Below are 22,217 nucleotides of genomic sequence, written 5' to 3' on the forward strand. Positions count from 1 at the left end.
AACTGAATTGCGCGACTGTGCCGTTCGTGCAATACGCGCGCAGCGTCGGGCGGACGGGGCCTCAGCGGGGCAGGGCGGACGCGCGCCAGGCGCCGGGGCCCGGGCGCAGGGGGCCGCGCATCCGGCGGACCGGGTCGGACCAGCGGTCGCGCCGCGCCGGGGCGGTGCCCGTCCCGGCCGACGAGGCCGCCGCGAGCAGGACCGCCGTCAGCGCGGCGACCTCCTCGTCGGACGGCTCGCCGCGCACCACGCGGAACAGGGCCCGCCGCTCTTCCGGCGTCTGCTCTTCCGAAGGGGAGCTCACAGGGGGATGTTCCCGTGCTTGCGCGTCGGCACCTCTTCGCGCTTGGTCGCGAGCATCCGCAGCGCCCGGCCCACGTAGCCGCGGGTGTGCGAGGGCGGGACGACGGCGTCGATGTACCCGCGGTCGGCGGCGATGTAGGGGTTGGCGAGGGTGTCCTCGTACTCGGTCTGCAGCTCGGCGCGCTTGGCGGCGAGCTCGTCGCCCTCCAGGCCCTTGAGCTGCTTGCGGTACAGGATGCCCACCGCGCCCGACGCCCCGGTGACGGCGATCTGGGCCGTCGGCCAGGCGATGTTGACGTCGGCACCGAGGTGCTTGGAGCCCATGACGTCGTAGGCGCCGCCGTAGGCCTTGCGCGTGATGACCGTGACCTTGGGGACGGTGGCCTCGGCGTAGGCGTAGATCAGCTTGGCGCCGCGGCGGATGATGCCGTTCCACTCCTGCTCGGTGCCGGGCAGGAAGCCGGGGACGTCGACGAACGTCACGACGGGCACGTTGAACGCGTCGCAGGTGCGGACGAAGCGGGCGGCCTTCTCGGAGGCGTGGATGTCGAGGCAGCCCGCGAACTGGGTGGGCTGGTTCGCGACGATGCCGACGCTGTTGCCCTCGATGCGGGCGAAGCCGCACACGATGTTGGGCGCGAACAGCTCCTGGACCTCGAGGAACTCGCCGTCGTCGACGACCCGGGACACGACCTCGCGGATGTCGTAGGGCGTGTTGGGGGAGTCGGGGACGAGGGTGTCGAGCTCGCGGTCGGTGTCGGTGACCGAGTCCTCGACGGACCCGGCGACGGGCTCGGGTGCCGGGAAGCTCGGCGGCTCCGACAGGTTGTTCGACGGCAGGTAGCTGAGCAGGTCCCGCACGTAGGACAGGGCGTCGGCCTCGTCGGAGGCGAGGTAGTGGGCGACGCCGGAGCGGGTGTTGTGGGCCCGGCCGCCGCCGAGCTCCTCCATGTCGACGTTCTCGCCGGTGACGGTCTTGATGACGTCGGGGCCGGTGATGAACATGTGGCTGGTCTCGTCGGCCATGACGACGAAGTCGGTGAGCGCGGGGGAGTACACGGCGCCGCCGGCCGAGGGGCCGAGGATCAGGGAGATCTGCGGGATGACGCCGGAGCTGCGGACGTTGCGCAGGAAGATCTCGCCGTACAGGCCGAGGGCGACGACGCCCTCCTGGATGCGTGCGCCGCCACCGTCGTTGATGCCGATGACGGGGCAGCCGACCTTCGCGGCGACGTCCATGACCTTGACGATCTTCTCGCCGTAGACCTCGCCGAGGGAGCCGCCGAACACGGTGGCGTCCTGGCTGAACACGGCCACGGGCCGGCCGTCGATGGTGCCGGTGCCGGTGACGACGCCGTCGCCGAACGGTCGCTTGTCCTGCAGCCCGAAGTTCGTGGAGCGGTGCCGGACCAGGGCGTCGAGCTCGACGAACGAGCCCGGGTCGAGCAACTGCTCGACGCGTTCCCGGGCCGTCTGGCGGCCCTTCGCGTGCTGGCGCTCGGCGGCCGCCTCGGCACCCGCGTGCACCGCCTCGTCGTAACGTCGGTGCAGGTCGGCAAGCTTGCCGGCCGTGGTGTGGATGTCGATGTGGTGTCCGGGGGCCTCGTCGCCGACCTCGGCGTGCGGCGCAACCCCCGTCGGTTCGCTCGCGGCGCTCATGGGCTCGGACTCTAACCCGGCGATTCCCCCGTCAGGGCGGTGTCGGGGAGCGGTATCCGTCACGCCCGCCGGATGCCGGGCCGGGCGGTGCGTGCGCCGGGCGACGCATCCGCACCGTCCGTCGCGTGCCCGCCCGCAACGGGGTGGCAGGCCGGACAGGAGCGGTTAGCGTCCGGCCATGACAAGGCAGGCCGGGCCGCTGGACATCGACATGCTGCGCCCCGCGCTCGTGGCGCCTGTCGGGCCGTGGACCAGGGTCGACCTGGTGGCCGAGACCGGGTCGACGAACGCCGACCTGCTGGCCGCGGCGGCTGCGGGCGCGCCCGACCGGTCGGTCCTCGTCGCGGAGCGGCAGACGTCGGGGCGCGGCCGGCTGGCCCGCAGCTGGGAGTCCCCACCCGGCGCGGGGCTGACGGTGAGCGTGCTGTGGCGACCCGAAGGCGTCCCGGCCGACAGGTTCGGCTGGCTGCCGATGCTCGCCGGGCTGGCCCTGCTCGACACGGTGAAGGAGGTGTGCGCCGCGCCGGCCGGCCTGAAGTGGCCCAACGATCTGCTCCTCGGCTCCGAGGGGCGCAAGGCCGCGGGCATCCTCGCGGAGATGACGGCGGTCACCGGTGGCGGCCCGGGGGTCGTGCTGGGCATCGGCCTGAACGTCGACGCGACGATCCCGCAGCTGCCCGCGGGGGCGACGTCGCTGGCCGAGGAGGGCGCCGTCGGGGTCGACCGGGCGGAGCTGCTCGTCGCGCTGCTGCGCCGGCTCGCCGAGCGGGAGGCGCGCTGGCGCGACGCGCGCGGCGACGCCGAGGCGGTCGGTCTGCGGTCGGACTACCGGGCGGGCTGCCTGAGCCTGGGCGCGCAGGTGCGCGTCGAGCTGCCGGGCGGCGACGCGATCGTCGGGATGGCCGAGGACGTCGATCCGCACGGTCGGCTGCTGGTCCTGGGTGCCGACGGGGCCCGCCGTCCGGTGGCGGCGGGTGATGTGGTGCACCTGCGCCCCGTCACCTGACCGGTACTCGACGGCGGCACCGTTAGATTGGCCCGATGGCCTACCCCGACGAGCTCCTCGTCGAGGACGAGCAGGTCCTCGTCCACAAGCATCCGCACCCGAAGATGCTGGCGCTGCCGGTGCTCGTCTTCCTGGTGACGGTCGGTCTCGCGGCCTACCTGGCGGCGCTGGCGCGCGACCTGAGCTGGGCGACGGTGGCGTGGATCGTGATCGCCGTCGTCGCGGTCGTGGTCGTCGGGTGGTTCACGCTGGTCCCGTTGATCCGCTGGCGCACGACGCACTTCGTCGTCACCAACCGCCGGGTGCTGGTGCGGGAGGGTGTCCTGTCGCGGCAGGGCATCGACATCCCGATGGGGCGCATCAACAGCGTGCAGTTCCGGCACACGCTGGTGGAGCGGATGCTGGGCTGCGGCACTCTCGTCATCGAGTCGGCGTCCGACGAGCCGCTGGAGTTCGACGACGTGCCGGGCGTCGAGGAGGTCCACACGCTGCTCTACACGCAGATGGCCGACGTCGACGAGCGCCGGGAACGCCGCTCCTACGACCGGCACGACGACGGGGGATGGCGTTGACGACAGAGCTTCCGCAGCGGGTCCCGGCCGACGGGCTCCCGCACCGGGTGACGATCTACGAGGTCGGGCCGCGCGACGGGCTGCAGAACGAGTCGGGGATCGTGCCCGTCGAGGTGAAGGCGGAGTTCGTCGAACGCCTCGCCGACGCCGGCCTGACGACCCTGGAGACGACGAGCTTCGTGCACCCCAAGTGGGTGCCCCAGCTGGCCGACGCCGCCGACCTGCTGGAGCGCGTCGAGCGCCGCGCGGGCGTCGACTACCCGGTCCTGGTCCCCAACGAGCGTGGCCTCGACCGGGCGCTGCAGGCAGGGGTGGAGCACGTCGCGATCTTCGCCTCCGCCACGGAGACCTTCGCGGGCAAGAACCTCAACCGCACCCTCGACGAGCAGTTCGGCATGTTCGAACCCGTCGTCACCCGGGCGCGGGCGGAGGGGCTGCGGGTGCGCGGCTACGTCAGCATGGCGTTCGGCGACCCGTGGGAGGGCGCGGTCGACCCGGCGCAGGTGGCCGGGGTCGGGCGGCGCCTCGTCGAGATGGGCTGCGGGCAGCTGTCGCTCGGCGACACCATCGGTACCGGCACCGCCGGCCACGTCGACGCGGTGATCGACGCCTGCGTGGCGGCGGGCGTCGGCGTCGACACCCTGGCGGTGCACTTCCACGACACCTACGGCCAGGCGCTCGCCAACACGTTGGCGGCGCTGCGGCGCGGGGTGACGACGGTCGACGCCAGCGCGGGCGGCCTCGGCGGCTGTCCGTACGCGGAGTCGGCGACGGGCAACCTGGCCACCGAGGACCTCGTCTGGATGCTCGACGGCCTGGGCATCGCCCACGGCGCCGACCTGGCGAAACTCGTCGACACCAGTGCGTGGATGGCGGCTGCCCTGGGCCGGCCGTCGCCCTCGCGGGTCGTGCGCGCCCTCAGCGGCTGACCGATGCCTCCGACCCGTACCGGCCGCAGGGCCCAGGCCCTGAACCTGCGGTGATCGTCGTGGGTGGCGGATGGACGACGGATCCGTCGCTCAGCCGCCACGACCGGTGATCAGCTCGGGGTGGCGGGCTCGCGGAGGCCGAACATACCGGTGAAGCGGGCGCTGTAGACCAGGGTGTCGTCGCGGTGCAGCCGCGCGCCGAGGGTCACCAGCCCCAGTTCGGGGCGGCTGCGGGAGCGGCGGGCATCCAGGATCTCCAGCGTCGCGGTGAGCGTGTCTCCACCGAACACCGGCGCGGGCCACCGGATCTCCTCGCCGCCGGGCGAGGCGATGCTGGTCGCGCGCAGCAGCACCCCGTCGGCGTAGGCGCGCATCCACAGCGACGCGGTGAACCAGCCCGACGCCGCCAGGTCACCGAAGATCGAGTTCTTGCCTGCCTCGTCGTCGAGGTGGAAGGGCTGTGGGTCGAACCGGCGGGCGAAGGCGATCATCTCGTCGCGGTCGACGGTGATGGTGCCCAGGTCGAACACGCGGCCCGGGGTGAGGTCTTCGAAGGCGAGCTCCGGCATGGTCGGACCCTACGACGCGGAGCGGGTTCCGGCGGCCGCACCGACGAGCGTCACCCGAAGCAGGCCAGGGCGGCTTCGTGCAGGGCGCCGTTGGAGGTCACGGAGTTGCCGCCGGCGAAGGTGGCGACACCGGCGAGGTCGGTCAGTTTTCCCCCGGCCTCCTCGACGAGGATCTGGACGGCGGCAAGGTCCCAGGCGTTGGCCTCGGGTTCGACGGCGAGGTCGATGGTGCCCTCGGCGACGAGGCAGTGCTGCCAGAAGTCGCCGAAGGCGCGGGTCTCCCAGCAGCGGTCGGTGAGCGTGAGCCAGCCGTCGAGGATGTCGTGCTCGCGGAAGGTGTTGAGGTTGGTGGTCGAGACGTAGCAGTCGCCCAGGTCGGCGACGCCGGACACGGAGATGCGCCGCGGCGTCGCGCCGGGGGCGTCGGTGGTCCAGGCGCCGGCACCCGTTGCGGCCCACCAGCGCCGGCCGAGTGCCGGGGCGCTGACGACGCCGACGACGGGCACGCCGTGCACGGTGAGGGCGATGAGCGAGGCCCACACGGGCATGCCGCGGGAGAAGTTCTTGGTGCCGTCGATGGGGTCGAGCACCCAGCCGCGGCCGCCGGCGGGCACCTCGCCACCGCGCTCCTCGCCCAGCACGGCGTCGCCGGGCACCGCGGAACCCAGTTCGGCGCGCAGGGCGTCCTCGGCGGCGGTGTCGGCGTCGGTCACCGGGGTGCGGTCGGGTTTGCGCTCGACCCGCAGGTCGGCGGCGCGGAACCGGGGGAGTGTGATCGCGTCGGCGATGTCGGCCAGGCGGAGCGCGAGCGTGAGGTCGTCGTCGGCAGGCAGGGACTCGTCCACGGGGTCCGACTCTGCCAGCCACATCGGGTGCCCGGACCGGCAGGTCCGCGGACACGGGCGGCGCGCGGGCATAAGCTGCGTCGGTGACGACCGTCCTGCTGGCCGAGGACGACACGGCGATCGCCGAGCCGCTGTCCCGGGCCTTGCAACGCGAGGGGTACCACGTCGACGTGGCCGGTGACGGCACGACGGCGCTCGACCACGTCCGTGAGGGTGGGGTCGACCTGCTCGTCCTGGACCTCGGGCTGCCGGGGATGGACGGGTTGGAGGTCTGCAGGAGGTTGCGTCTCGACTTCCCCGACCTCCCGGTCCTGATGCTCACCGCCCGCACCGACGAGGTCGACTTCGTGGTGGGGCTGGACGCGGGGGCGGACGACTACGTCGGCAAGCCGTTCCGGCTGGCCGAGCTGCTGGCTCGGGTCCGCGCGCTGCTGCGCCGGCTCACCCCGGAGACCGTCGAGGTCGGGGGGGTCCGCATGGAGCTGTCCGGCCGGCGGGTGCTGGTCGACGGGGCCGAGGTGGGCCTGGCCAACAAGGAGTTCGAGCTGCTGCGGGTGCTGTTGTTGCGCGCGGGGCAGGTCGTCACCCGCGAGGAGATCCTGCGAGAGGTGTGGAACGACCCGGACCTGAAGACGTCGAAGACGCTCGACATGCACATGTCGTGGCTGCGCCGCAAGATCGGTGGGGAGCAGCGCATCGCGACGGTGCGTGGCGTCGGCTTCCGGTTCAACCACGACTGATCCGGAACGCCTGACCCGTGCGCCGCCGCATCCTCCAGTCGACGTTGCTCGTCGTGATGATCACGGCGCTGGTCCTCGGCGGCCCGCTCGCGTTCACGACGTGGCGGCTGGTGGAGGACATCACCCGCGCGGAGCTGACGTCGGCGCTGGAGCGGATCGTGGCCCGCGTCGACGACGACCAGATGCTCGACCAGGCCGACCAGGCCGCGGTGTCCCTCGCGGTGCCGGCGGGCGGTCAGCTGACGATCCGCATCCCGGGCAGGCCCGTGGGCACGGTGGGCGCGGCGATCGACGGCGAGACGGTGTCGGAGACGTTGCCGTTCGGGTCGGGTGCCTCGCTGACGCTGGCGGAGCCGTTGTCGACGATGCGCACGCAGCAGATCCAGGTGACGGTCATCGTGCTGTTGCTGGTGCTGCTGTCGGTGGGGGTGGGGGCGTTCGTCGCGACGGTCACGGCGCGACGGCTGGCCAACCCGCTCTCCGACGTCGCCGACCGGGCGGCGCGGCTCGGCGCGGGGGACTTCCGGTCCGCGCCGCACCGCCACGGCATCCCGGAGCTGGACCGGGTGTCCGACGTCCTCGACGCGTCGGCGACCGCGCTCGCGGAGCTGGTCCAACGTGAACGGTCGCTGGTCGGCGACGTGTCGCACCAGTTGCGTAGCCGGCTCACCGCGCTGCAGCTGCGTCTCGACGAGCTGTCCACCCACCCGGACCCCAGCGCCCGCCGCGAGGCCTTGGCCGCGTTGGAGCAGACGGAGAAGCTCACGGCGGTGCTCGACGAGCTGCTGGAGGCGGCCCGGCTGGCCCGTGCGGCGGGGGCGGAGCCGGTCGACCTGCGGGCGGGTCTGGGCGATGTCGCCGAGGAGTGGCGGCCGACGTTGCGGGCGGCGAACCGCCAGCTGAAGTTCCGGGTGCCCGACGGTCTGATGGCCCGGGTGACACCGGCCCGGCTGCGGGAGGCGGTGGGCGCGCTGGTGGAGAACGCGATGCGCCACGGCTCGGGCTCGGTGACGATCAGCGCCCGCGCCCGCGACGACCTGCTGATCATCGACGTCAGCGACAGCGGTCAGGGCATCCCGGAGGAGCTGGTCCCGCACGTGTTCGACCGGGGTGTCTCGGTGAACTCGTCGACCGGGATCGGGCTGGCGCTGGCCCGGGCGCTGGTGGAGGCCGACGGGGGCCGGTTGGAGCTGTCGCGGGCGCGGCCGCCGATGTTCACGATCTTCCTGCCGGTGGCGCGGGCCGAGGACGTCGTCGGGAAGGCGCGCCCGTCGGCGATCCCGCGCTGAGCTGCGGGGAGGACGTCAGTCGCGCGGCGGGACCGGCTCGACGACCTGGCGGCGGACGTCGGTGTCGGGGAAGACGAAGCGGCGGAACGCCCACCAGCGGAACGCCATGCCGGCCAGGACGCCCAGGATCTGGCCGGACACGAAGTCGGCGACCTCCTGGGTGAACATCGTGACGGCGGGGACCTGGAGGTCGAGCAGGTAGCGCGAGATCGCGAGCGGCGCGGTGTACACGGCGACGCCCAGCCCGCTGATGAGGAAGAACAGCGCGGCCTCGTGGTGGCGCTCCCGGCCGCCGCGCGTGCGGAACGACCACTCGCGGTTGAGGACGTAGGACACGATCGTCGCGATGAGGACCGCGATCACCTTGGCGGTGATGGGCTTGGACTCGAGGACGCCGGACTTGAGCACCAGGAACACGAGGGTGTCGATCACCCAGGTGGTGCCGCCGACGACCGCGAACTTGACCAGTTCGCGGTGCTTGATCGCGAGCGCGCGATACGGCTGCGGGATGCTCAGCAGGACGGATTCGACCACCGACACTCCACTGATCGTGCCAGAGCGCGTGACACGGTGAACGCCGGGCCCCGCCCCGGTCCGGAACCGTGTCGTCTGTCCGAACGAGGGGGCGTCAGACGGCCCCCTTAGGCTGGCAGCCGCGTGAGGCGGTCCGTTCGGAGGGCGCCCGGGTGAGGGAGAGGTGCCTGCGTGGGGCGCGACGGGACACCGCGGATGCCGGTCGTCGGAATGGTCGGCGGCGGGCAGCTGGCCCGCATGACCCACCAGGCGGCGATCGCGTTGGGACAGTCGTTGCGGGTGCTGGCGGTGAAGCCCGACGAGCCGGCCCCGCTGGTCGCGCCGGACGTCCAGCTCGGCACCGCCGACGACGCCGCCGCGATGAAGGCGTTCGCCGTGGGCTGTGACGTCGTCACGTTCGACCACGAACAGGTGCCGCAGGAGCGGCTGCGCGAGCTCGTCGCGGCGGGCGCGGCGGTGCGCCCCGGTCCGGACGCGCTGCTGCACGCGCAGGACAAGCTCGTCATGCGCCGCAAGCTGGAGACGATGGGCGCGCCCATCCCCGCCTACGCCGAGATCACCGACCCGGACCGGGTCGAGGCGTTCGGCGCCGAGCACGGCTGGCCCGTCGTCCTCAAGGCGGTGCGCGGCGGGTACGACGGCCGGGGTGTGTGGATCCTGCCGGAGGCCGACCCGCAGCTGGTCGCGGAGCTGTTGGCCGCGGGGACGCCGCTGATGGTCGAGCAGGCCGTCGTGATGCGTCGCGAGCTGGCCGTGCAGGTCGCCCGGTCGCCGTTCGGGCAGGCCGCGGGCTGGCCGGTCGTGGAGACGGTGCAGGAGGACGGCCAGTGCGTGCAGGTCCTCGCCCCGGCGCCCGGCCTCGCGGAGGCCGACGCGGTCGCCGCCCAGCAGCTGGCGCTGCGGCTGGCCCAGGAGCTCGACGTCGTCGGCCTGCTCGCGGTGGAGCTGTTCGACACCGCCGACGGGCTCGTCGTCAACGAGCTGGCGATGCGCCCGCACAACTCGGGGCACTGGACGATCGAGGGTGCGCGGACCTCGCAGTTCGAGCAGCACCTGCGCGCGGTGCTCGACTACCCGCTCGGCTCGGTCACGATGACGGCGCCTGCCGTGGTCATGGCCAACGTGCTCGGCGCCGCGGAGGCGCCGGAGATGACCACCGACGAGCGGCTGCACCACCTGATGGCCCGCTTCCCCGACGTGAAGGTCCACCTGTACGGCAAGGACGAGCGTCCGCTGCGCAAGGTCGGGCACGTGACGGCGCTGGGCGACGACCCGGCCGCGGTGCGCGAGCGGGCGGCGCTGGCGGCGCAGTGGCTGTCCACCGCGACCTGGGCCGACGACTGGTCGGTCCACGACGGCCCCGCGACGGGTGCCCGGACCGGATCGGAGCGTGCCTGATGGCTGCCAACCTCTCGGCGGACAACGACGACCCGCAGGTCGGCGTGATCATGGGCAGCGACTCGGACTGGCCGGTCATGGAGGCTGCCGCCGAGGCGCTCGCGGAGTTCGACATCGCGTGCGAGGTCGGCGTCTACTCCGCGCACCGCACCCCGCAGCGGATGCTCGACTACGCGGTCGAGGCGGAGGCGCGCGGGCTGCGCGTCATCATCGCCGGCGCGGGCGGCGCGGCGCACCTGCCCGGGATGGTGGCGTCGGCGACGCCGCTGCCGGTCATCGGTGTCCCGGTGCCGCTGGCCCGGCTCGACGGGCTCGACTCGCTGCTCTCGATCGTCCAGATGCCGGCGGGTGTACCGGTGGCGACGGTCGCGGTGGGCGGCGCCCGCAACGCCGGGCTGCTGGCGGTGCGCATCCTGGCGGCGTCCGACGACGCGCTGCGCACCCGCATGGTGCGCTTCCAGCGCGACCTCGCCGACTCGGTACTGGCCAAGGACGCTGCCCTCCGCTCGGTCCGGGGCGAGTAGGAAAAAAGATCTGCCGGGACGTGTCGAGAACCCGGCGGCGGCTCCGTCCCTGGTGTACGACCGGCCCGCGCGGGGCCGGACCGGAAGAGGGAGACCACCATGAAGTACCTGCTGCTCAAGCACTACCGCGGCGGCCCGACCCCCGTCACCGGCTACGCGCCTCTCGACCAGTGGGCGCCGGAGCGCGTCGACGCGCACATCCAGTACATGCGTGACTTCGCCGACCGGCTCGTCGAGACCGGCGAGTTCGTCGACGAGAGGGCACTGTCGCCGGAGGGCACCTTCGTCCGGTTCGACGGTGAGGGACGCCCGCCGGTCACCGACGGCCCGTTCGCGGAGACCAAGGATCTCGTCGCGGGCTGGATGATCATCGACGTGGAGTCGTACGAACGGGCCCTCGAGCTGGCCGGCGAGCTGTCGGCGGCGCCCGGGCCCGACGGCGACCCGATCCGCGAGTGGCTGGAGCTGCGGCCGTTCCTGACCGACGTCCCGTTCGGCGGCGAGTGACCCGGTCGTGGACGCGTCGCTGGTCAGGGAGCTGGTCCCGGCCGTCATCGGGGTCCTCGTCCGGCGCGGTGCCGACTTCGCGGCGGCCGAGGACGCCGTGCAGGAGGCGCTCATCCGGGCCTACGAGGTCTGGCCGCACGACCCGCCGCGCGATCCGAAGGCGTGGCTGATCTCGGCCGCGTGGCGGAAGTTCCTCGACGCGGTGCGGGCGGACGCGGCGCGGCGTGGCCGGGAGCTCACCGTCGACGCCGAGCCGCCCGAGGGCCCGGTGCCCGCTGCCGACGACACGCTGCGGCTGTACTTCCTGTGCGCGCACCCGACGTTGTCGCAGCCGGCGGCGGTCGCGCTGACGCTGCGCGCCGTCGGCGGCCTCACGACCCGCCAGATCGCGGCGGCACACCTCGTACCCGAGGCGACGATGGCGCAGCGGATCAGCCGGGCCAAGCGCAGGCTCTCAGGGGTGCCGCTGGATGCGCCCGGTGACCTCGCGACCGTGCTTCGCGTGCTCTACCTGGTGTTCAACGAGGGCTACGGCGGCGACGTCGACCTGGCCGCCGAGGCGATCCGGCTCGCCCGCCAGCTCGCCGCGCTCAGCGACGAGCCCGAGGCCGCGGGGCTCCTCGCGCTGATGCTGCTCCACCACGCGCGACGGTCGTCGCGAACAGGTGCGGGTGGACGGCTGGTGCCCCTCGCGGAGCAGGACCGGTCCCTGTGGGACACCGCCATGATCGCCGAGGGCGTGACGGTGCTGCAGGCCGCGCTCGGGCGCGACCGGCTCGGCGACTACCAGGCCCAGGCCGCGATCGCCGCCCTGCACGCCGACGCCCGCAGCGCCGCCGAGACGGACTGGCCGCAGATCGTCGAGTGGTACGACGAGCTCCTGGCGCTCACCGGCTCACCGATCGTTCGGCTGAACCGGGCCGTCGCGGTCGGGGAGGCCGACGGTGCGCGGGCCGGCCTGACCGCGCTCGCCGAGGTCGACCCGGGGCTGCCCCGCTACGCCGCCGCCCGCGCCTACCTGCTCGAGCGTGCCGGGGATCTCCGCGGGGCCGCCACCGGCTACGCGGAGGCCGCGGGCGCGGCGACGAGCGTCGCCGAACGCGATCACCTCACCCGCGAGGCGGCCCGGTTGCGGCACGCCGCGCAGGCCTGATCCGGGGCGGCGAAATTCCCGTTGCCGGGTCGCCGGATCCGGACGTAGCGTGAAGACACACAGGAGAGGAGGTGGTCCAACGTTGAATAGCTACTGGACTTCATGTGAGGTGGCTGTCCGCTAGTACCACGGGACGATCTCCGACGGCCGATGGAAGCCGGAATGTGGTACCGGCGAATTCCAGGCAGTCACCCGTGATCCCCGGGTTCGGGCCCGTCCAGCCCGATTTCGCACCGTCCGGTGCGGCCCGGGGATCATGTATGTCCGGACCCGGCTCGCACGCCCGCGGCGTCGCTCGGGCAATCCGCCCGGCCTGCGGCGAATCCGCGGCGTCGCTCGGGCAATCCGCCCGGCCTGCGGCGAATCCGCGTCGTCGGGCGGCGATTCCGCCTCGTCGGATGACGTGGAGCGGCCCTGAGCGGCACGCCCGAGAACGGGGCGCAACCTCACGGTCGTCCCGACCCCGGAACGCAGCAGTGAGGTTGCGCGCGGTTCGTTGCGACACCGACAGATCACCCCGGTGGCGCGGTGCGTTCGAGGCGGGCGGCCGCGCGTTCGAGGCGGGTCGCGATCACGGCGAGATCGTCGGCGGCGACGGACGGGGCGACGGGCAGCATCGTCTCGACGCGGCGGAACGTCGCGCGGCAGGTGTCGCGTGCCTCGGGGCGGGCGCCGTCGACCAGCCACGACCGCAGCGCCATGTTGTGCGCGGCCACGACCGCCGCGGCGGTGACGGCCGCGGCGAGCTCGCCGTCGGGCCGGTCGGCGAGACGTTCCCGCAGCCGCCTGCCGAACAGCCGCCGGTAGGTGTCCACGCTCGCCGCCTCCCGGTCGCGCAGCGCGGCGACGTTGCGGGTCAACGCGAACCGGGCGCTGGCCTCGGCGGGGCTGTCGAGGTAGAGGTCGAACACGGGGTCGGCGGCGCGGAGCACGAGCGGGGCGAGCGGCTCGGTCTCGTGGGCGGCCGCGAACACGGCGTCGACGCGGGCGAGGCACGTCTCGTGGTCGGGGGAGACGGCGTCCTCCTTGCCGCGGAAGTAGCGGAAGAAGGTGCGGCGCCCGACCCCGGCGGCGGCGGCGATGTCGTCGACGGTCGTCTCGTCGTAGCCGTGCTCGGTGAACAGGGCGAGCGCCGCGCGCACCAGGTCGCCGCGGACCTCGGCGCGGCCCTCGGCGGACCGTCCGCGTCGCACCGGGGCTGCCATGGGTCAGGAGCGTAACAGCACGGAGGTCCGTCGATCGATTGATTGGTGGCACTGCGTGCCGTTACGATTGGGTCAAGCACCCCCACCACACCCAGGGAACGGGACATGAACGCCGACTTCGACAGCTACCGGCTCAGCGACGAGCACGAGGCCCTCCGCGAGGCCGTCCGCGACCTCGCCGAGAACGAGATCGCCCCGCACGCCGCCGACGTCGACGAGCACGCCCGCTACCCCGTCGAGGCCCGGGACGCGCTGGTCAAGGCCGGCTTCCACGCCGTCCACATCCCCGAGCAGTACGGCGGCGAGGGCGCCGACGAGCTGGCCGCCTGCATCGTCATCGAGGAGGTCGCGCGGGTCTGCGCGTCGTCGTCGCTGATCCCCGCGGTCAACGGGCTGGGCTCCATCCCGATCCTGCTGTCGGCATCGGAGGAGCTCAAGCAGCAGGTGCTGCCCTCGATCGCCCAGGGCGCCGGCATCAGCTACGCCCTCTCCGAGCGCGAGGCCGGCTCCGACGCGGCGTCGATGCGCACCCGCGCCCGCCGCGACGGCGACGACTGGGTCCTCGACGGCACCAAGTGCTGGATCACCAACGCCGGCGAGTCCACCTGGTACACGGTCATGGCCGTCACCGACCCGGACAAGCGCGCCAACGGCATCTCGGCGTTCGTCGTGCACAAGGACGACCCGGGCTTCGAGGTCGGCCCCAAGGAGCGCAAGCTCGGCATCGCCGGCTCGCCGACCCGCGAGATCTACTTCCAGGGCTGTCGCATCCCCGGCGACCGGATCATCGGCGCCGAGGGCACCGGCTTCAAGACCGCGCTCGCCACCCTCGACCACACCCGGCCGACCATCGGCGCGCAGGCCGTCGGCATCGCGCAGGGTGCCCTCGACGCGGCGATCGCCTACGCGAAGGACCGCAAGCAGTTCGGCAAGGCCATCGCCGAGTTCCAGGGCCTGCAGTTCATGATCGCCGACATGGCGATGAAGGTGGAGGGCGCGCGCCAGCTCGTCTACGTCGCCGCCGCCCGTGCCGAGCGCGGCGAGCCGAACCTCGGTTTCATCTCCAGCGCCGCCAAGTGCATGGCGTCCGACGTCGCGATGTCGGTGACCACCGACGCCGTCCAGATCTTCGGCGGCGCCGGCTACACCAAGGACTTCCCCGTCGAGCGCATGATGCGCGACGCCAAGATCACCCAGATCTACGAGGGCACCAACCAGGTGCAGCGCATGGTGATGGCGCGCGCGCTGCTGCGCTGAGGGCCCGACCGACAGCTCAGTCGCCGTGCGGGTGCGCGACGACGTTCACGACCGTGCCGTCGGGCGTCCGCACGAAGAAGCGGCGCGGGCCCCACTCCTCGTCGCTGATGGGGTGCACGATCTCGTAGCCGTGGCGCTGGGCGAGGGCGTAGGCCTCGTCGACGTCGTCCACGCCGATCGACATGTCCGAGTCGACGGGCGCGGTCTTGTCGCCGGTGACGAGCTGCACGCCGGTCGTGTCGTCGCCCGGCGGGTGCAGGCTGACCACCCAGCCGAGGTCGAAGGCGACCTCCAGGCCGAAGAGCCCCTGCCAGAACGCGCGGGACGCCTCCGGGTCGGTGACAGGCCGGTTGACCAGCATCTTCGTGACGCGCATCCGCTCACCCTAGGACCAGGGGTGCCTTACGGGACCACCATGTCGAGCCGTGGGAAGTACGTCCGATATCGGGCCACGTCTCTCGTGAGGAGGCGGTACCCGCGCACCGCCGCGTGCGCGCCGATGTAGAAGTCCGGCAGGGGCGACCGTTTCGTCCCACCTGCGCGGCGATACCGCAGATGGACATGACCGGCGAGGAAGCCGGCCTGGTAGGGAAGTGGCTCTCGAGTGAGCCGATCCGCGGGAACGGCGGAGTCCAGCAACTCCACCGTCGTGAAACTCGGCGCGAGCTCCGCGTAGATGATGGGATTGATGACGACCGGGCCGTCGTCGAACGCCTCAGCGAGACGATCGGCAGACCAGTCGGCCCACCGAGGATCAGAGTTCAGTACGTCGGACAAGACGTTCGTGTCGACCAGCGTGGTGGCCCTACTCGCCACGCGTCAGTGCCATGAGTTCGTCGGTGGTGAGGCCGGCGTCGGCCCGGCCCCTCATGCGGTCGACCAGCTGTCGGCCCCGGGTCGGTTGGGCGGAGGACGTCACGATGATCAGGTCGCCGTCCTTGAGGACGACGTCCACCTCGTCACCTTCTCGGAGGTCGAGCTCGGCACGCAGCTGGGCCGGGATGGTGACCTGTCCCTTGCTGTTGAGCTTCATGGAACCCTCCGTATTACGTGTCACGTGTACCACGTAATACTACCCGCAGAGTGCAGCTCAGAGCAGGAAACGGAACTGGGGGCTGTCGGGCGGGATGCGCTCGATGTGCGGGGGAGCGGCCTCCATCCGGGCGAGCAGGCCGTCGAGGTCCTCGGGCCGGCCCATCTCGATGCCGACGAGCGCGGGGCCGGTCTCGCGGTTGCTGCGCTTGACGTACTCGAACAGCGTGATGTCGTCGTCGGGGCCGAGGACGTCGTCGAGGAAGGCGCGCAGCGCGCCGGGCTCCTGGGGGAAGTCGACGAGGAAGTAGTGCTTGCGGCCCTCGTGGATCAGGGCCCGTTCGACGACCTCGGCGTAGCGGCTGACGTCGTTGTTCCCGCCCGACAGCACACACACGGTGACCGTGCCGCGGGGGATCGTCAGCGAGTCGAGCGCGGCGGTGGCCAGGGCGCCCGCGGGCTCGGCGATGATCCCGTCGGTCTGGTAGAGCGCGAGCATCTCGGTGCACACCCGGCCCTCGGCGACGGGGGTGAGCGCGACGGCGGCGTCGCGGACGATCGGGAACGTCGTGTCACCGACGCGGCGGACGGCGGCGCCGTCGACGAACGGGTCGAGATCGGTGAGCGGCACCGGTGCGCCGGCGGCCAGGGCGGCGGTCATGCTGGCGGCGCCGGCGGGCTCGACGCCCTCGATGCGCACCTCGGGGTGGCGTTCCCGCAGGTAGGTGGTCACGCCGGCGAGGAGGCCGCCGCCGCCGACGGGCACGACGACGCGGTCGGGTTCGCTGCCGAGCTGGGTGACGATCTCGCGGGCGACGGTGCCCTGCCCGGCGACGGTGCGGGCGTCGTCGAAGGCGGGGACGAGGGTGGCGCCGTTGCGTTCGGCGTCGATGGCGGCGGCCGCGGCGGCGTCGTCGTAGGCGTTGCCGACGACGATCACCTCGACGACCTTCCCGCCCAGCTTGGCGACGCGGTCGCGCTTCTGCCGCGGCGTGGTGCGGGGCAGGTAGACGCGGGCCTTCACCCCGAGACGCGCGCAGGCGAACGCGACGCCCTGGGCGTGGTTGCCGGCGCTGGCGCACACGACGCCGCGCTCGCGCTCGTCGGGGGAGAGCTGGGAGACGAGGTTGTAGGCGCCGCGGATCTTGTAGGAGCGGACCGGCTGCAGGTCCTCACGCTTGAGCCACACCTCGCCGCCGACGGCGTCGGACAGGCGGGGGGAGAGCTGCAGCGGGGTCGGCCCGATGACCGCGCGCAGCCGTTCGGCCGCGAGGTCGACGTCGGCAGCGGTCACGGTGTCCACCCGACAACGGTGCCACGTGGCCCGTCCGGGACCGACGGCGGCCCAGTTCAGAGCTGCGTGGTCAGAGCCTGCGCGTGCACTTCTCCGCGGCGGCGCGGGCGATCACCTTGCCCATGTCGGGGTTGCGGCACTGCACGAGCGAGGACCCGACGGCGAGCACCGACAGCAGCCCGTCGACGACGCCGTCGAGGCTCGACCACTCGGCCATCGACAGGACGCGGTCGCCGGCGGTGATGTCGAGCTCCCCGGCGCGGCGCAGGGCGGCGGCCGCGGTGTCGGCGACCGACAGGTCACCGAGCGCGGGTGCGGTGTCGGGGACGGGTTCCCAGGGGACGAAGTCGTCGCCGTGCTGCCGGACCTCGGTGGCGTAGTCGACGACGCCGTCGGGCAGCCCGGTGAGGCCCTTGCCGAACGCGTCGAGCGACAGCGCGACCACCCCGCCGGACGGCGCTGCGGCGAGCGCCAGGTCGAGGCGGTCGGCGTCGCACAGGATCCACTCGGCGTCGGCGGGGTCGGCGACGACGTGCGCCCCGCACCACCACGCCCCCAGGAGTACGGCGGCGGTCTGCCAGTGCGCGGGCAGCAGGACGGCGACGGAGGTGCCGGTCTCGACGTCGCACTCGTCGCGCAGCATGTTCGCCGTCTTGGCGGCCCAGTTGGCCGTCGTGACGGCGGAGAGCTCGATGCGCTCGCCGGTCGCGTCGTCGTAGAAGGTGATCAGCGGGCGGGCCGGGTTCGCCTTCAGGATCGGGTCGAGCAGGGTGGCGGTCAGCGTCACGGAGCGGGCCTCACGGGTCGTTCGATCAGGTGTCGATCAGTCGATGCACGGTACGCCGCCGGCGTTGACGGCGCCGCCGCCCGCCGCCGGGGTCTGCGGCGTCGCGGTGTCGGGGGACGTCGTCGTGCCGCCCGTACCCCCGCCGCCGGCGCCGGTCGCCCTGTCGGCGCCCAGGACGACCTGGACGCGTCCCGCGGGCGCGTCGGCGGCCTTCTCCACTGGCAGGCCCAGCTTCGCGGCGACGGCCTCGGCGCCCGCCTCGGCGGCGTCCGTCGAGTAGCGGACGGCCGAGGTCGGCCGGTAGGCGACGTTGCCGACGGTGCCGCGCACGTACCCGGCGGCGTTCAGGGTGTCGGCGATCTGCCCGGCCAGACCGGTGGCCCCGCTGGCGTTGCCGACGTCGACGGTCACCGTCTTCGGGTCGACGGCGGGTGCCCCGTCCGTGGCGGGGGTGGCGGCGTCGGCGGCGTCCTCGGTGGCCTCGCTGCGGTCGGTGACGAACTTCTTCACCTGACCGGGGTCGACGAGCACGACGTCGCCGCGGTTGTTGGTGGTGCCGCCCTGGGTGGGGATCGTCATGAACTCGAGGTTGCCCGCGGCGATGTCGGAGGCCTGCCGGGCGAAGCCGAGGATGTCCCAGCCGGAGTCGATGACCAGGGACTTCTGGGCGGCGTCCATCAGTGCGTTCAGCGTCGAAGGGTTGGTGAGCGTGCCGCTGGAGAGGATCTTGTCGGCCATCGCGGCGAGGAACACCTGCTGGCGGCGGATGCGCGACAGGTCGCCCTCCGGCAGTCCGTGGCGCTGCCGCACGAACGCCAGCGCGGCCGCACCGGAGATGGTCTGCGGGCCGGCGGGGAAGTTCGCGCCGGACAGCTCGTCGCTCACCGGGTTCTTGAGGCACACGTCGACGCCGCCGACAGCCTGGGTGAGGTTGTAGAACCCGAGCAGGTTGATCTCGGCGTAATGGTCGACGTGGACGCCGGTGAGGTCCTGGACGGTCTCGATCAGCTTGCTGCGGCCCGCCGCCGACGACTCCTGGTCGATCTCCCTGGCGCTCTTGCCGCCCGCCGCGACCAGCTCCTCGGCCTTCAGCGCCTTCGTCGCCGGGTACGCCGCGTTGATCTTGTCCTTGCGGTACCCGGGGATGTCGACGTAGGAGTCGCGCGGGATCGAGAACGCCGCCGCGGCGCCGCCGTCCGGGGGCAGGTGCAGCAGGATGATCGTGTCGGAGTTGAGCACCCCGGTGTCGGCGCCGCTGTGCAGCGCGTCGGTCACCGCCTTGGGCAGCGGATTGCCCTGCGCGTCGGTTCGGCTGTCCACGCCGACCAGCAGGATGTTGAGGCCCTCGCCGTCGTCGCCGCCGAAGATGACGTCGGTCGTCGTCAGGCCCGACGTGACGTCGCGGTAGAGCCCCCACGCCGACCCCGTCACGACCAGGACCAGCACCGATGCGACGACGGTCGCGATCCGCAGCCTGCGGCCCCAGTCCGGCGGGGCCTCGGCGGGGGCGTCGTCGTCGGGTGCGGGGCGCGAGCGGGGGCGCTCGGTCAGCGCGGTCCGCTGGTTCACGTGGCCCCTTCCGGACGGTGTGCGCCGGGCGGCGGCTGCCCCCGTGAATCGGGGCCGGCCGCTCTCGGCGTCACACACTGTGCAACATCCCGTCGCGACCCGGGCGGTGATCCAGACGGCGTGTCGCGGTGCAGACCCCGGGGCGCCCCCGGAGGTGGTCACAGCGTCGCACTAGCCTCACCCACCGTGTCCGAGCCGTTCTCGTTGCTCCTGCCGGTGTGGGCGGGTGATCGGCCCGACTTCCTCGCCGCAGCGTTCCGGTCCAGCGTCGACGCGCAGCAGCGCCGCCCCGACGAGGTGGTGATCGTGCGGGACGGCCCGGTCGGCGCCGACCTCACAGCCTGCCTCGACGAGCTCGTCGCGTCGTCCCCCGTACCGGTGCGGATGCTCGCGCTGGAACGCAACGTCGGCCTCGGACCGGCCCTCGACGCGGGCCTCGACGCCTGTGCCCACGACGTCGTCGCCCGCATGGACGCCGACGACGTCTGCGAACCGCAGCGCTTCGCCGTCCAGCTGCCGATCGTCGAGGCCGGCGCCGACCTCGTCGGGTCCGGGCTGATCGAGTTCGCCGACGACGCCGCCGTCGAGGTCGGCAGGCGCACCCCGCCGACGGACCCGCGCGACATCGCCGCCCGCGCCCGCTTCGCCGACCCCTTCAACCATCCGACGGTCGTGATGCGCCGTGAGCTGGTGCGCCGCGTCGGCGGCTACGGCGAATTCGCGCTCATGGAGGACTACCACCTGTGGGCGAAGATGCTGATGGCCGGCGCGCGGGTGGCCAACGTCGCCGAACCGCTGGTGCGCTACCGCGTCGGCGCCGGGGCCTATGCCCGCCGCGGGGGGCTCGGGCAGCTGCGCGCCGAGCTGGGGCTGCAGCGCCGGTTCAAGGCGATGGGCTTCACGACGTGGCCCCAGTTCGCGCGCAACGTCGTCGTCCGCGGCGGATACCGGCTCGTGCCCGAGGCCGTGCGGCGCACGGCGTACCGCCGCGTCGTCGCGGTGCACCGCTGACGCCCCCGTTCACCCGCGCGGGCCACTGGGCCAGGACCCGCGAACCGTCGGTGTGATCTGCGACTATCCCGCCACCCGATCGGGTAGTCCTTCCGCACTCTGACGCAGCACCGTGTATCGGCTGCCCGAGCGGGAGCGTCGGTTTCACGGGAGGTGGCCCATGACAGAGGCGACGACGGAGCCGCCCGTCCGGAGCGCGCGCCCGCGCACCGACCCCGACGCCGGGTTCGACGCGCCCGCCCCGGTCGACGTCCTCGCCCCCGTGGCGCCGCTCGACACCGCACCCACCACGGGGGCGGCCGACGCCGGGACCACCCCGGTCGCACCCGGCCCGACGGCCGCCGCGCCGCGGCTGCCGCAGCGCATCGCCGAACCCCTCACCGCGCGGGGACGCGACCTGCTGCGGCGCGACCTGGCCCTCGACGCCGTCGAGGTGCTCCGCCAGGCCGTCGCCGCGGGGGAGCCGTCGTCACCCGACGCGCTCGCCGACGCCTACCTCGACAGCGGCAGCTTCCACGCCGCCGCCGAGTGGCTGGGCCTGCTCGTCGCCCGCGGACACGTGCGGTTCGCCGGCCGCCTCGGTGTCGCGCTCGCCGAGATCGGCGACCGCGACGGCGCCGAGGAGGCGCTGCGGCTCGCCATCGCCAACGGCGAGTCGGCCGCGGCCAACGACCTCGGGATCCTGTTGCGCGACATGGGTCGCGACGCCGAAGCCGTCCAGGTCCTCGTCCGCGCCGCCGACCACGGTGACGGCCAGGCCGCCGACAACCTCGTCTCCTTCCTGCTCGACGCCGACGAGCTCGCCCCCGCTGTCACCGCCGCCGAGCGCTACTACGACACCTCGCGACCCGACACCGTCGTCGCGCTCGCCGACGCCCGCTCCGCCGCCCGTCGCGACGAGGAGGCCGAGCGGCTCTACCGCCTCGCCGACGAGCTCGGCGCACTGCGCGCGCACGTGGCCTACGCGACCTTCCTGCTCGCCGCCCGCGCCGACCGGTCCCACGCCGAACAGCAGCTGCGGGAGGCGGTCCGGCACCGCGAGCCCGGTGCGGCCGCCGCGCTCGGCGTGTTCCTGATCGAGGACGGCCGCGTCGGGGAGGGGCGCGACCATCTCGTCGTCGGGGCGTCGTCGGGCGACCGTGCCGCCGTCGCCGCCCTCGCCGAGCTGGACGGCGAGGACCCCGACGACGACTGACAGCCCGCCCGCGGCCGCGTGCGTCACGGTGGGCGGATCGTCGGACCCGCCGGTTAGGGTGCGCGCGTGGAGGGTCGGGCCGAGGAGCCGGGGTGGGCCGTCGTGATCGCCGGTCACGCGCCCGTCGCGCAGGTGCAGCGCTGCCTCGACTCGGTCGGGCCGGCCAAGACGGTCGTCCACGTCGCCGGCAACCCGCCGCCCCCGGTGACGCCCGGTGTCACCCCGCTCGACCTGGGCGAGCACCTGGGCCGGCCCGCCGCGGTCAACCGTGCGCTGGCCGCGCTGGCCGCCGACGTCGAGTTCGTGCTGGTCACCGAGCCCGGGGTGACGTGGGACGAGGGCGCGGTCGAGGCGCTCCTGGCCACCGCCCGGGCCGTGCCGCGGGCCGGGGCGGTGGTCCCGCGGCTGCGCGGCGCGACCGTCGAGGTCCTCCCCGGCCACAGGCTGCTCACCCGCCTCCTGGACGCCGACGGCGACCCCGCGGTCCCCGGGCCCGCGGTGCTGCTGCGGCGGGCCGCGCTGGCGTCGACGGGCGGCTGGGACGCGCGGCTGCCGGTGCCCTACGCCGACCTCGACCTCGCCGACCGGCTCGACGCGGCCGGCTGGCTCCGGGTCGCCGTGCCGGCCGCGGAGGCGGTACGGGACGCTGTGGGTGACGTCCCGGAGTCGGCGGACGAACGCCACGCCGGGGCCCGGCGGCTGGTCCGCGGCCGCACCCGCGGCGCGAGACGGGCCGTCGCCGGCGCGGTGCTCGTCGCCGGCCGGGTGTTCGGGCCGCGCGCCCGGGGCCCGGCGGCGTGACCGGCCCGGGCGAGCTGCGATGACCAGGCGTGAGTGAC

25 protein-coding genes are annotated in these 22,217 nt (G+C 73.4%); 13 read left to right on the plus strand and 12 right to left on the minus strand.

The genetic code is table 11. The features are described from left to right. Positions 1-61: 61 nt before the first annotated feature. Both PSU4_RS19595 and PSU4_RS19600 read right to left on the minus strand, forming a co-directional pair. Positions 62-304, minus strand: coding sequence for an acyl-CoA carboxylase subunit epsilon (locus PSU4_RS19595; protein WP_147110371.1), 243 nt, complete (start codon positions 302-304; stop codon positions 62-64). After that, positions 301-1,962 (minus strand): acyl-CoA carboxylase subunit beta, encoded by a 1,662-nt coding sequence (locus PSU4_RS19600; RefSeq protein WP_186817066.1) that lies wholly within the window; start codon positions 1,960-1,962, stop codon positions 301-303. The genes PSU4_RS19595 and PSU4_RS19600 overlap by 4 nt, the downstream gene beginning before the upstream one ends. A gap of 178 nt (positions 1,963-2,140) precedes the next feature. Between PSU4_RS19600 and PSU4_RS19605 the strand changes: the two genes are divergently transcribed. Genes PSU4_RS19605 through PSU4_RS19615 form a run of 3 tightly spaced genes read left to right on the plus strand, consistent with a single transcriptional unit; the run spans position 2,141 to position 4,469 of the window. Further along, on the plus strand, positions 2,141-2,968 hold the full coding sequence (locus PSU4_RS19605) for a biotin--[acetyl-CoA-carboxylase] ligase (protein WP_147110372.1): 828 nt from the start codon (positions 2,141-2,143) through the stop codon (positions 2,966-2,968). 35 nt (positions 2,969-3,003) lie between these two features. Next, complete coding sequence (locus tag PSU4_RS19610) at positions 3,004-3,540, plus strand: PH domain-containing protein (RefSeq protein WP_147110374.1); 537 nt, start codon at positions 3,004-3,006, stop codon at positions 3,538-3,540. Next, positions 3,531-4,469, plus strand: coding sequence for a hydroxymethylglutaryl-CoA lyase (locus PSU4_RS19615; RefSeq protein WP_147110376.1), 939 nt, complete (start codon positions 3,531-3,533; stop codon positions 4,467-4,469). The genes PSU4_RS19610 and PSU4_RS19615 overlap by 10 nt, the downstream gene beginning before the upstream one ends. A gap of 110 nt (positions 4,470-4,579) precedes the next feature. Here the strand turns inward: PSU4_RS19615 and PSU4_RS19620 are convergent, their stop codons facing one another. Beyond that, positions 4,580-5,038 (minus strand): MaoC family dehydratase, encoded by a 459-nt coding sequence (locus tag PSU4_RS19620; protein WP_147110378.1) that lies wholly within the window; start codon positions 5,036-5,038, stop codon positions 4,580-4,582. 50 nt (positions 5,039-5,088) lie between these two features. Beyond that, positions 5,089-5,907, minus strand: coding sequence for a histidinol-phosphatase (hisN, locus tag PSU4_RS19625; RefSeq protein WP_147110380.1), 819 nt, complete (start codon positions 5,905-5,907; stop codon positions 5,089-5,091). A gap of 59 nt (positions 5,908-5,966) precedes the next feature. On the opposite strand from hisN, the gene PSU4_RS19630 reads away from it, so the two are divergent. Beyond that, positions 5,967-6,623 carry a response regulator transcription factor gene (locus PSU4_RS19630; RefSeq protein ID WP_147110381.1) on the plus strand — a complete coding sequence of 219 codons (657 nt, stop codon included), beginning with the start codon at positions 5,967-5,969 and terminating at the stop codon, positions 6,621-6,623. Positions 6,624-6,640: 17 nt separating this feature from the next. Then, positions 6,641-7,912 (plus strand): ATP-binding protein, encoded by a 1,272-nt coding sequence (locus PSU4_RS19635; protein WP_147110383.1) that lies wholly within the window; start codon positions 6,641-6,643, stop codon positions 7,910-7,912. Between the two features lie 15 nt (positions 7,913-7,927). On the opposite strand, the gene PSU4_RS19640 is transcribed toward PSU4_RS19635, so the two are convergent. Next, positions 7,928-8,452 carry a GtrA family protein gene (locus tag PSU4_RS19640; protein WP_147110385.1) on the minus strand — a complete coding sequence of 175 codons (525 nt, stop codon included), beginning with the start codon at positions 8,450-8,452 and terminating at the stop codon, positions 7,928-7,930. 189 nt (positions 8,453-8,641) lie between these two features. Between PSU4_RS19640 and PSU4_RS19645 the strand changes: the two genes are divergently transcribed. From PSU4_RS19645 to PSU4_RS19660, 4 genes are all read left to right on the plus strand, one after another. Then, positions 8,642-9,844: a 5-(carboxyamino)imidazole ribonucleotide synthase gene (locus PSU4_RS19645; protein ID WP_147110427.1), complete on the plus strand. Its 1,203-nt coding sequence runs from the start codon at positions 8,642-8,644 to the stop codon at positions 9,842-9,844. Next, positions 9,844-10,368: a 5-(carboxyamino)imidazole ribonucleotide mutase gene (gene purE / locus PSU4_RS19650; protein WP_147110387.1), complete on the plus strand. Its 525-nt coding sequence runs from the start codon at positions 9,844-9,846 to the stop codon at positions 10,366-10,368. Before PSU4_RS19645 ends, purE begins: the two co-directional genes overlap by 1 nt. 99 nt (positions 10,369-10,467) lie before the next feature. Further along, positions 10,468-10,875, plus strand: coding sequence for a YciI family protein (locus PSU4_RS19655; protein ID WP_147110389.1), 408 nt, complete (start codon positions 10,468-10,470; stop codon positions 10,873-10,875). A 7-nt stretch (positions 10,876-10,882) separates the two neighbouring features. Beyond that, entirely contained in the window at positions 10,883-12,028 is a 1,146-nt protein-coding gene (locus PSU4_RS19660) for an RNA polymerase sigma factor (protein ID WP_147110391.1), read from the plus strand. Between the two features lie 512 nt (positions 12,029-12,540). Here the strand turns inward: PSU4_RS19660 and PSU4_RS19665 are convergent. Then, complete coding sequence (locus PSU4_RS19665) at positions 12,541-13,233, minus strand: TetR family transcriptional regulator (protein ID WP_147110393.1); 693 nt, start codon at positions 13,231-13,233, stop codon at positions 12,541-12,543. 105 nt (positions 13,234-13,338) lie between these two features. Here PSU4_RS19665 and PSU4_RS19670 point away from each other — a divergent pair, with 105 nt between their 5' ends. Continuing rightward, complete coding sequence (locus PSU4_RS19670; protein ID WP_147110395.1) at positions 13,339-14,490, plus strand: acyl-CoA dehydrogenase; 1,152 nt, start codon at positions 13,339-13,341, stop codon at positions 14,488-14,490. A 16-nt stretch (positions 14,491-14,506) separates the two neighbouring features. On the opposite strand, the gene PSU4_RS19675 is transcribed toward PSU4_RS19670, so the two are convergent. The 6 genes from PSU4_RS19675 to PSU4_RS19700 all read right to left on the minus strand — a co-directional run bounded on the left by PSU4_RS19675 (position 14,507) and on the right by PSU4_RS19700 (position 19,172). After that, positions 14,507-14,866 (minus strand): VOC family protein, encoded by a 360-nt coding sequence (locus PSU4_RS19675; protein ID WP_147110397.1) that lies wholly within the window; start codon positions 14,864-14,866, stop codon positions 14,507-14,509. Between the two features lie 26 nt (positions 14,867-14,892). After that, the gene (locus PSU4_RS19680) at positions 14,893-15,306 is read right to left on the minus strand and encodes a type II toxin-antitoxin system VapC family toxin (protein WP_147110399.1); all 414 of its coding nucleotides are present in this window, start codon (positions 15,304-15,306) and stop codon (positions 14,893-14,895) included. Then, complete coding sequence (locus PSU4_RS19685; RefSeq protein WP_147110401.1) at positions 15,296-15,523, minus strand: AbrB/MazE/SpoVT family DNA-binding domain-containing protein; 228 nt, start codon at positions 15,521-15,523, stop codon at positions 15,296-15,298. Before PSU4_RS19685 ends, PSU4_RS19680 begins: the two co-directional genes overlap by 11 nt. 57 nt (positions 15,524-15,580) lie before the next feature. Continuing rightward, positions 15,581-16,816 (minus strand): threonine ammonia-lyase IlvA, encoded by a 1,236-nt coding sequence (gene ilvA / locus PSU4_RS19690; RefSeq protein ID WP_147110429.1) that lies wholly within the window; start codon positions 16,814-16,816, stop codon positions 15,581-15,583. Between the two features lie 70 nt (positions 16,817-16,886). Further along, positions 16,887-17,603, minus strand: coding sequence for a TIGR03089 family protein (locus PSU4_RS19695; protein WP_147110403.1), 717 nt, complete (start codon positions 17,601-17,603; stop codon positions 16,887-16,889). A gap of 36 nt (positions 17,604-17,639) precedes the next feature. Then, the gene (locus PSU4_RS19700; RefSeq protein WP_186817067.1) at positions 17,640-19,172 is read right to left on the minus strand and encodes an LCP family protein; all 1,533 of its coding nucleotides are present in this window, start codon (positions 19,170-19,172) and stop codon (positions 17,640-17,642) included. Between the two features lie 186 nt (positions 19,173-19,358). Between PSU4_RS19700 and PSU4_RS19705 the strand changes: the two genes are divergently transcribed. The 3 genes from PSU4_RS19705 to PSU4_RS19715 all read left to right on the plus strand — a co-directional run bounded on the left by PSU4_RS19705 (position 19,359) and on the right by PSU4_RS19715 (position 22,179). Then, positions 19,359-20,183, plus strand: coding sequence for a glycosyltransferase (locus tag PSU4_RS19705; RefSeq protein ID WP_246115225.1), 825 nt, complete (start codon positions 19,359-19,361; stop codon positions 20,181-20,183). A gap of 160 nt (positions 20,184-20,343) precedes the next feature. Beyond that, positions 20,344-21,378, plus strand: coding sequence for a tetratricopeptide repeat protein (locus PSU4_RS19710; RefSeq protein ID WP_147110409.1), 1,035 nt, complete (start codon positions 20,344-20,346; stop codon positions 21,376-21,378). A 66-nt stretch (positions 21,379-21,444) separates the two neighbouring features. After that, positions 21,445-22,179: a glycosyltransferase family protein gene (locus tag PSU4_RS19715; RefSeq protein ID WP_147110410.1), complete on the plus strand. Its 735-nt coding sequence runs from the start codon at positions 21,445-21,447 to the stop codon at positions 22,177-22,179. The last annotated feature ends 38 nt before the right edge of the window (positions 22,180-22,217 follow it).

This window comes from Pseudonocardia sulfidoxydans NBRC 16205, from assembly GCF_007989085.1.
Classification (GTDB): Bacteria; Actinomycetota; Actinomycetes; order Mycobacteriales; family Pseudonocardiaceae; genus Pseudonocardia; species Pseudonocardia sulfidoxydans.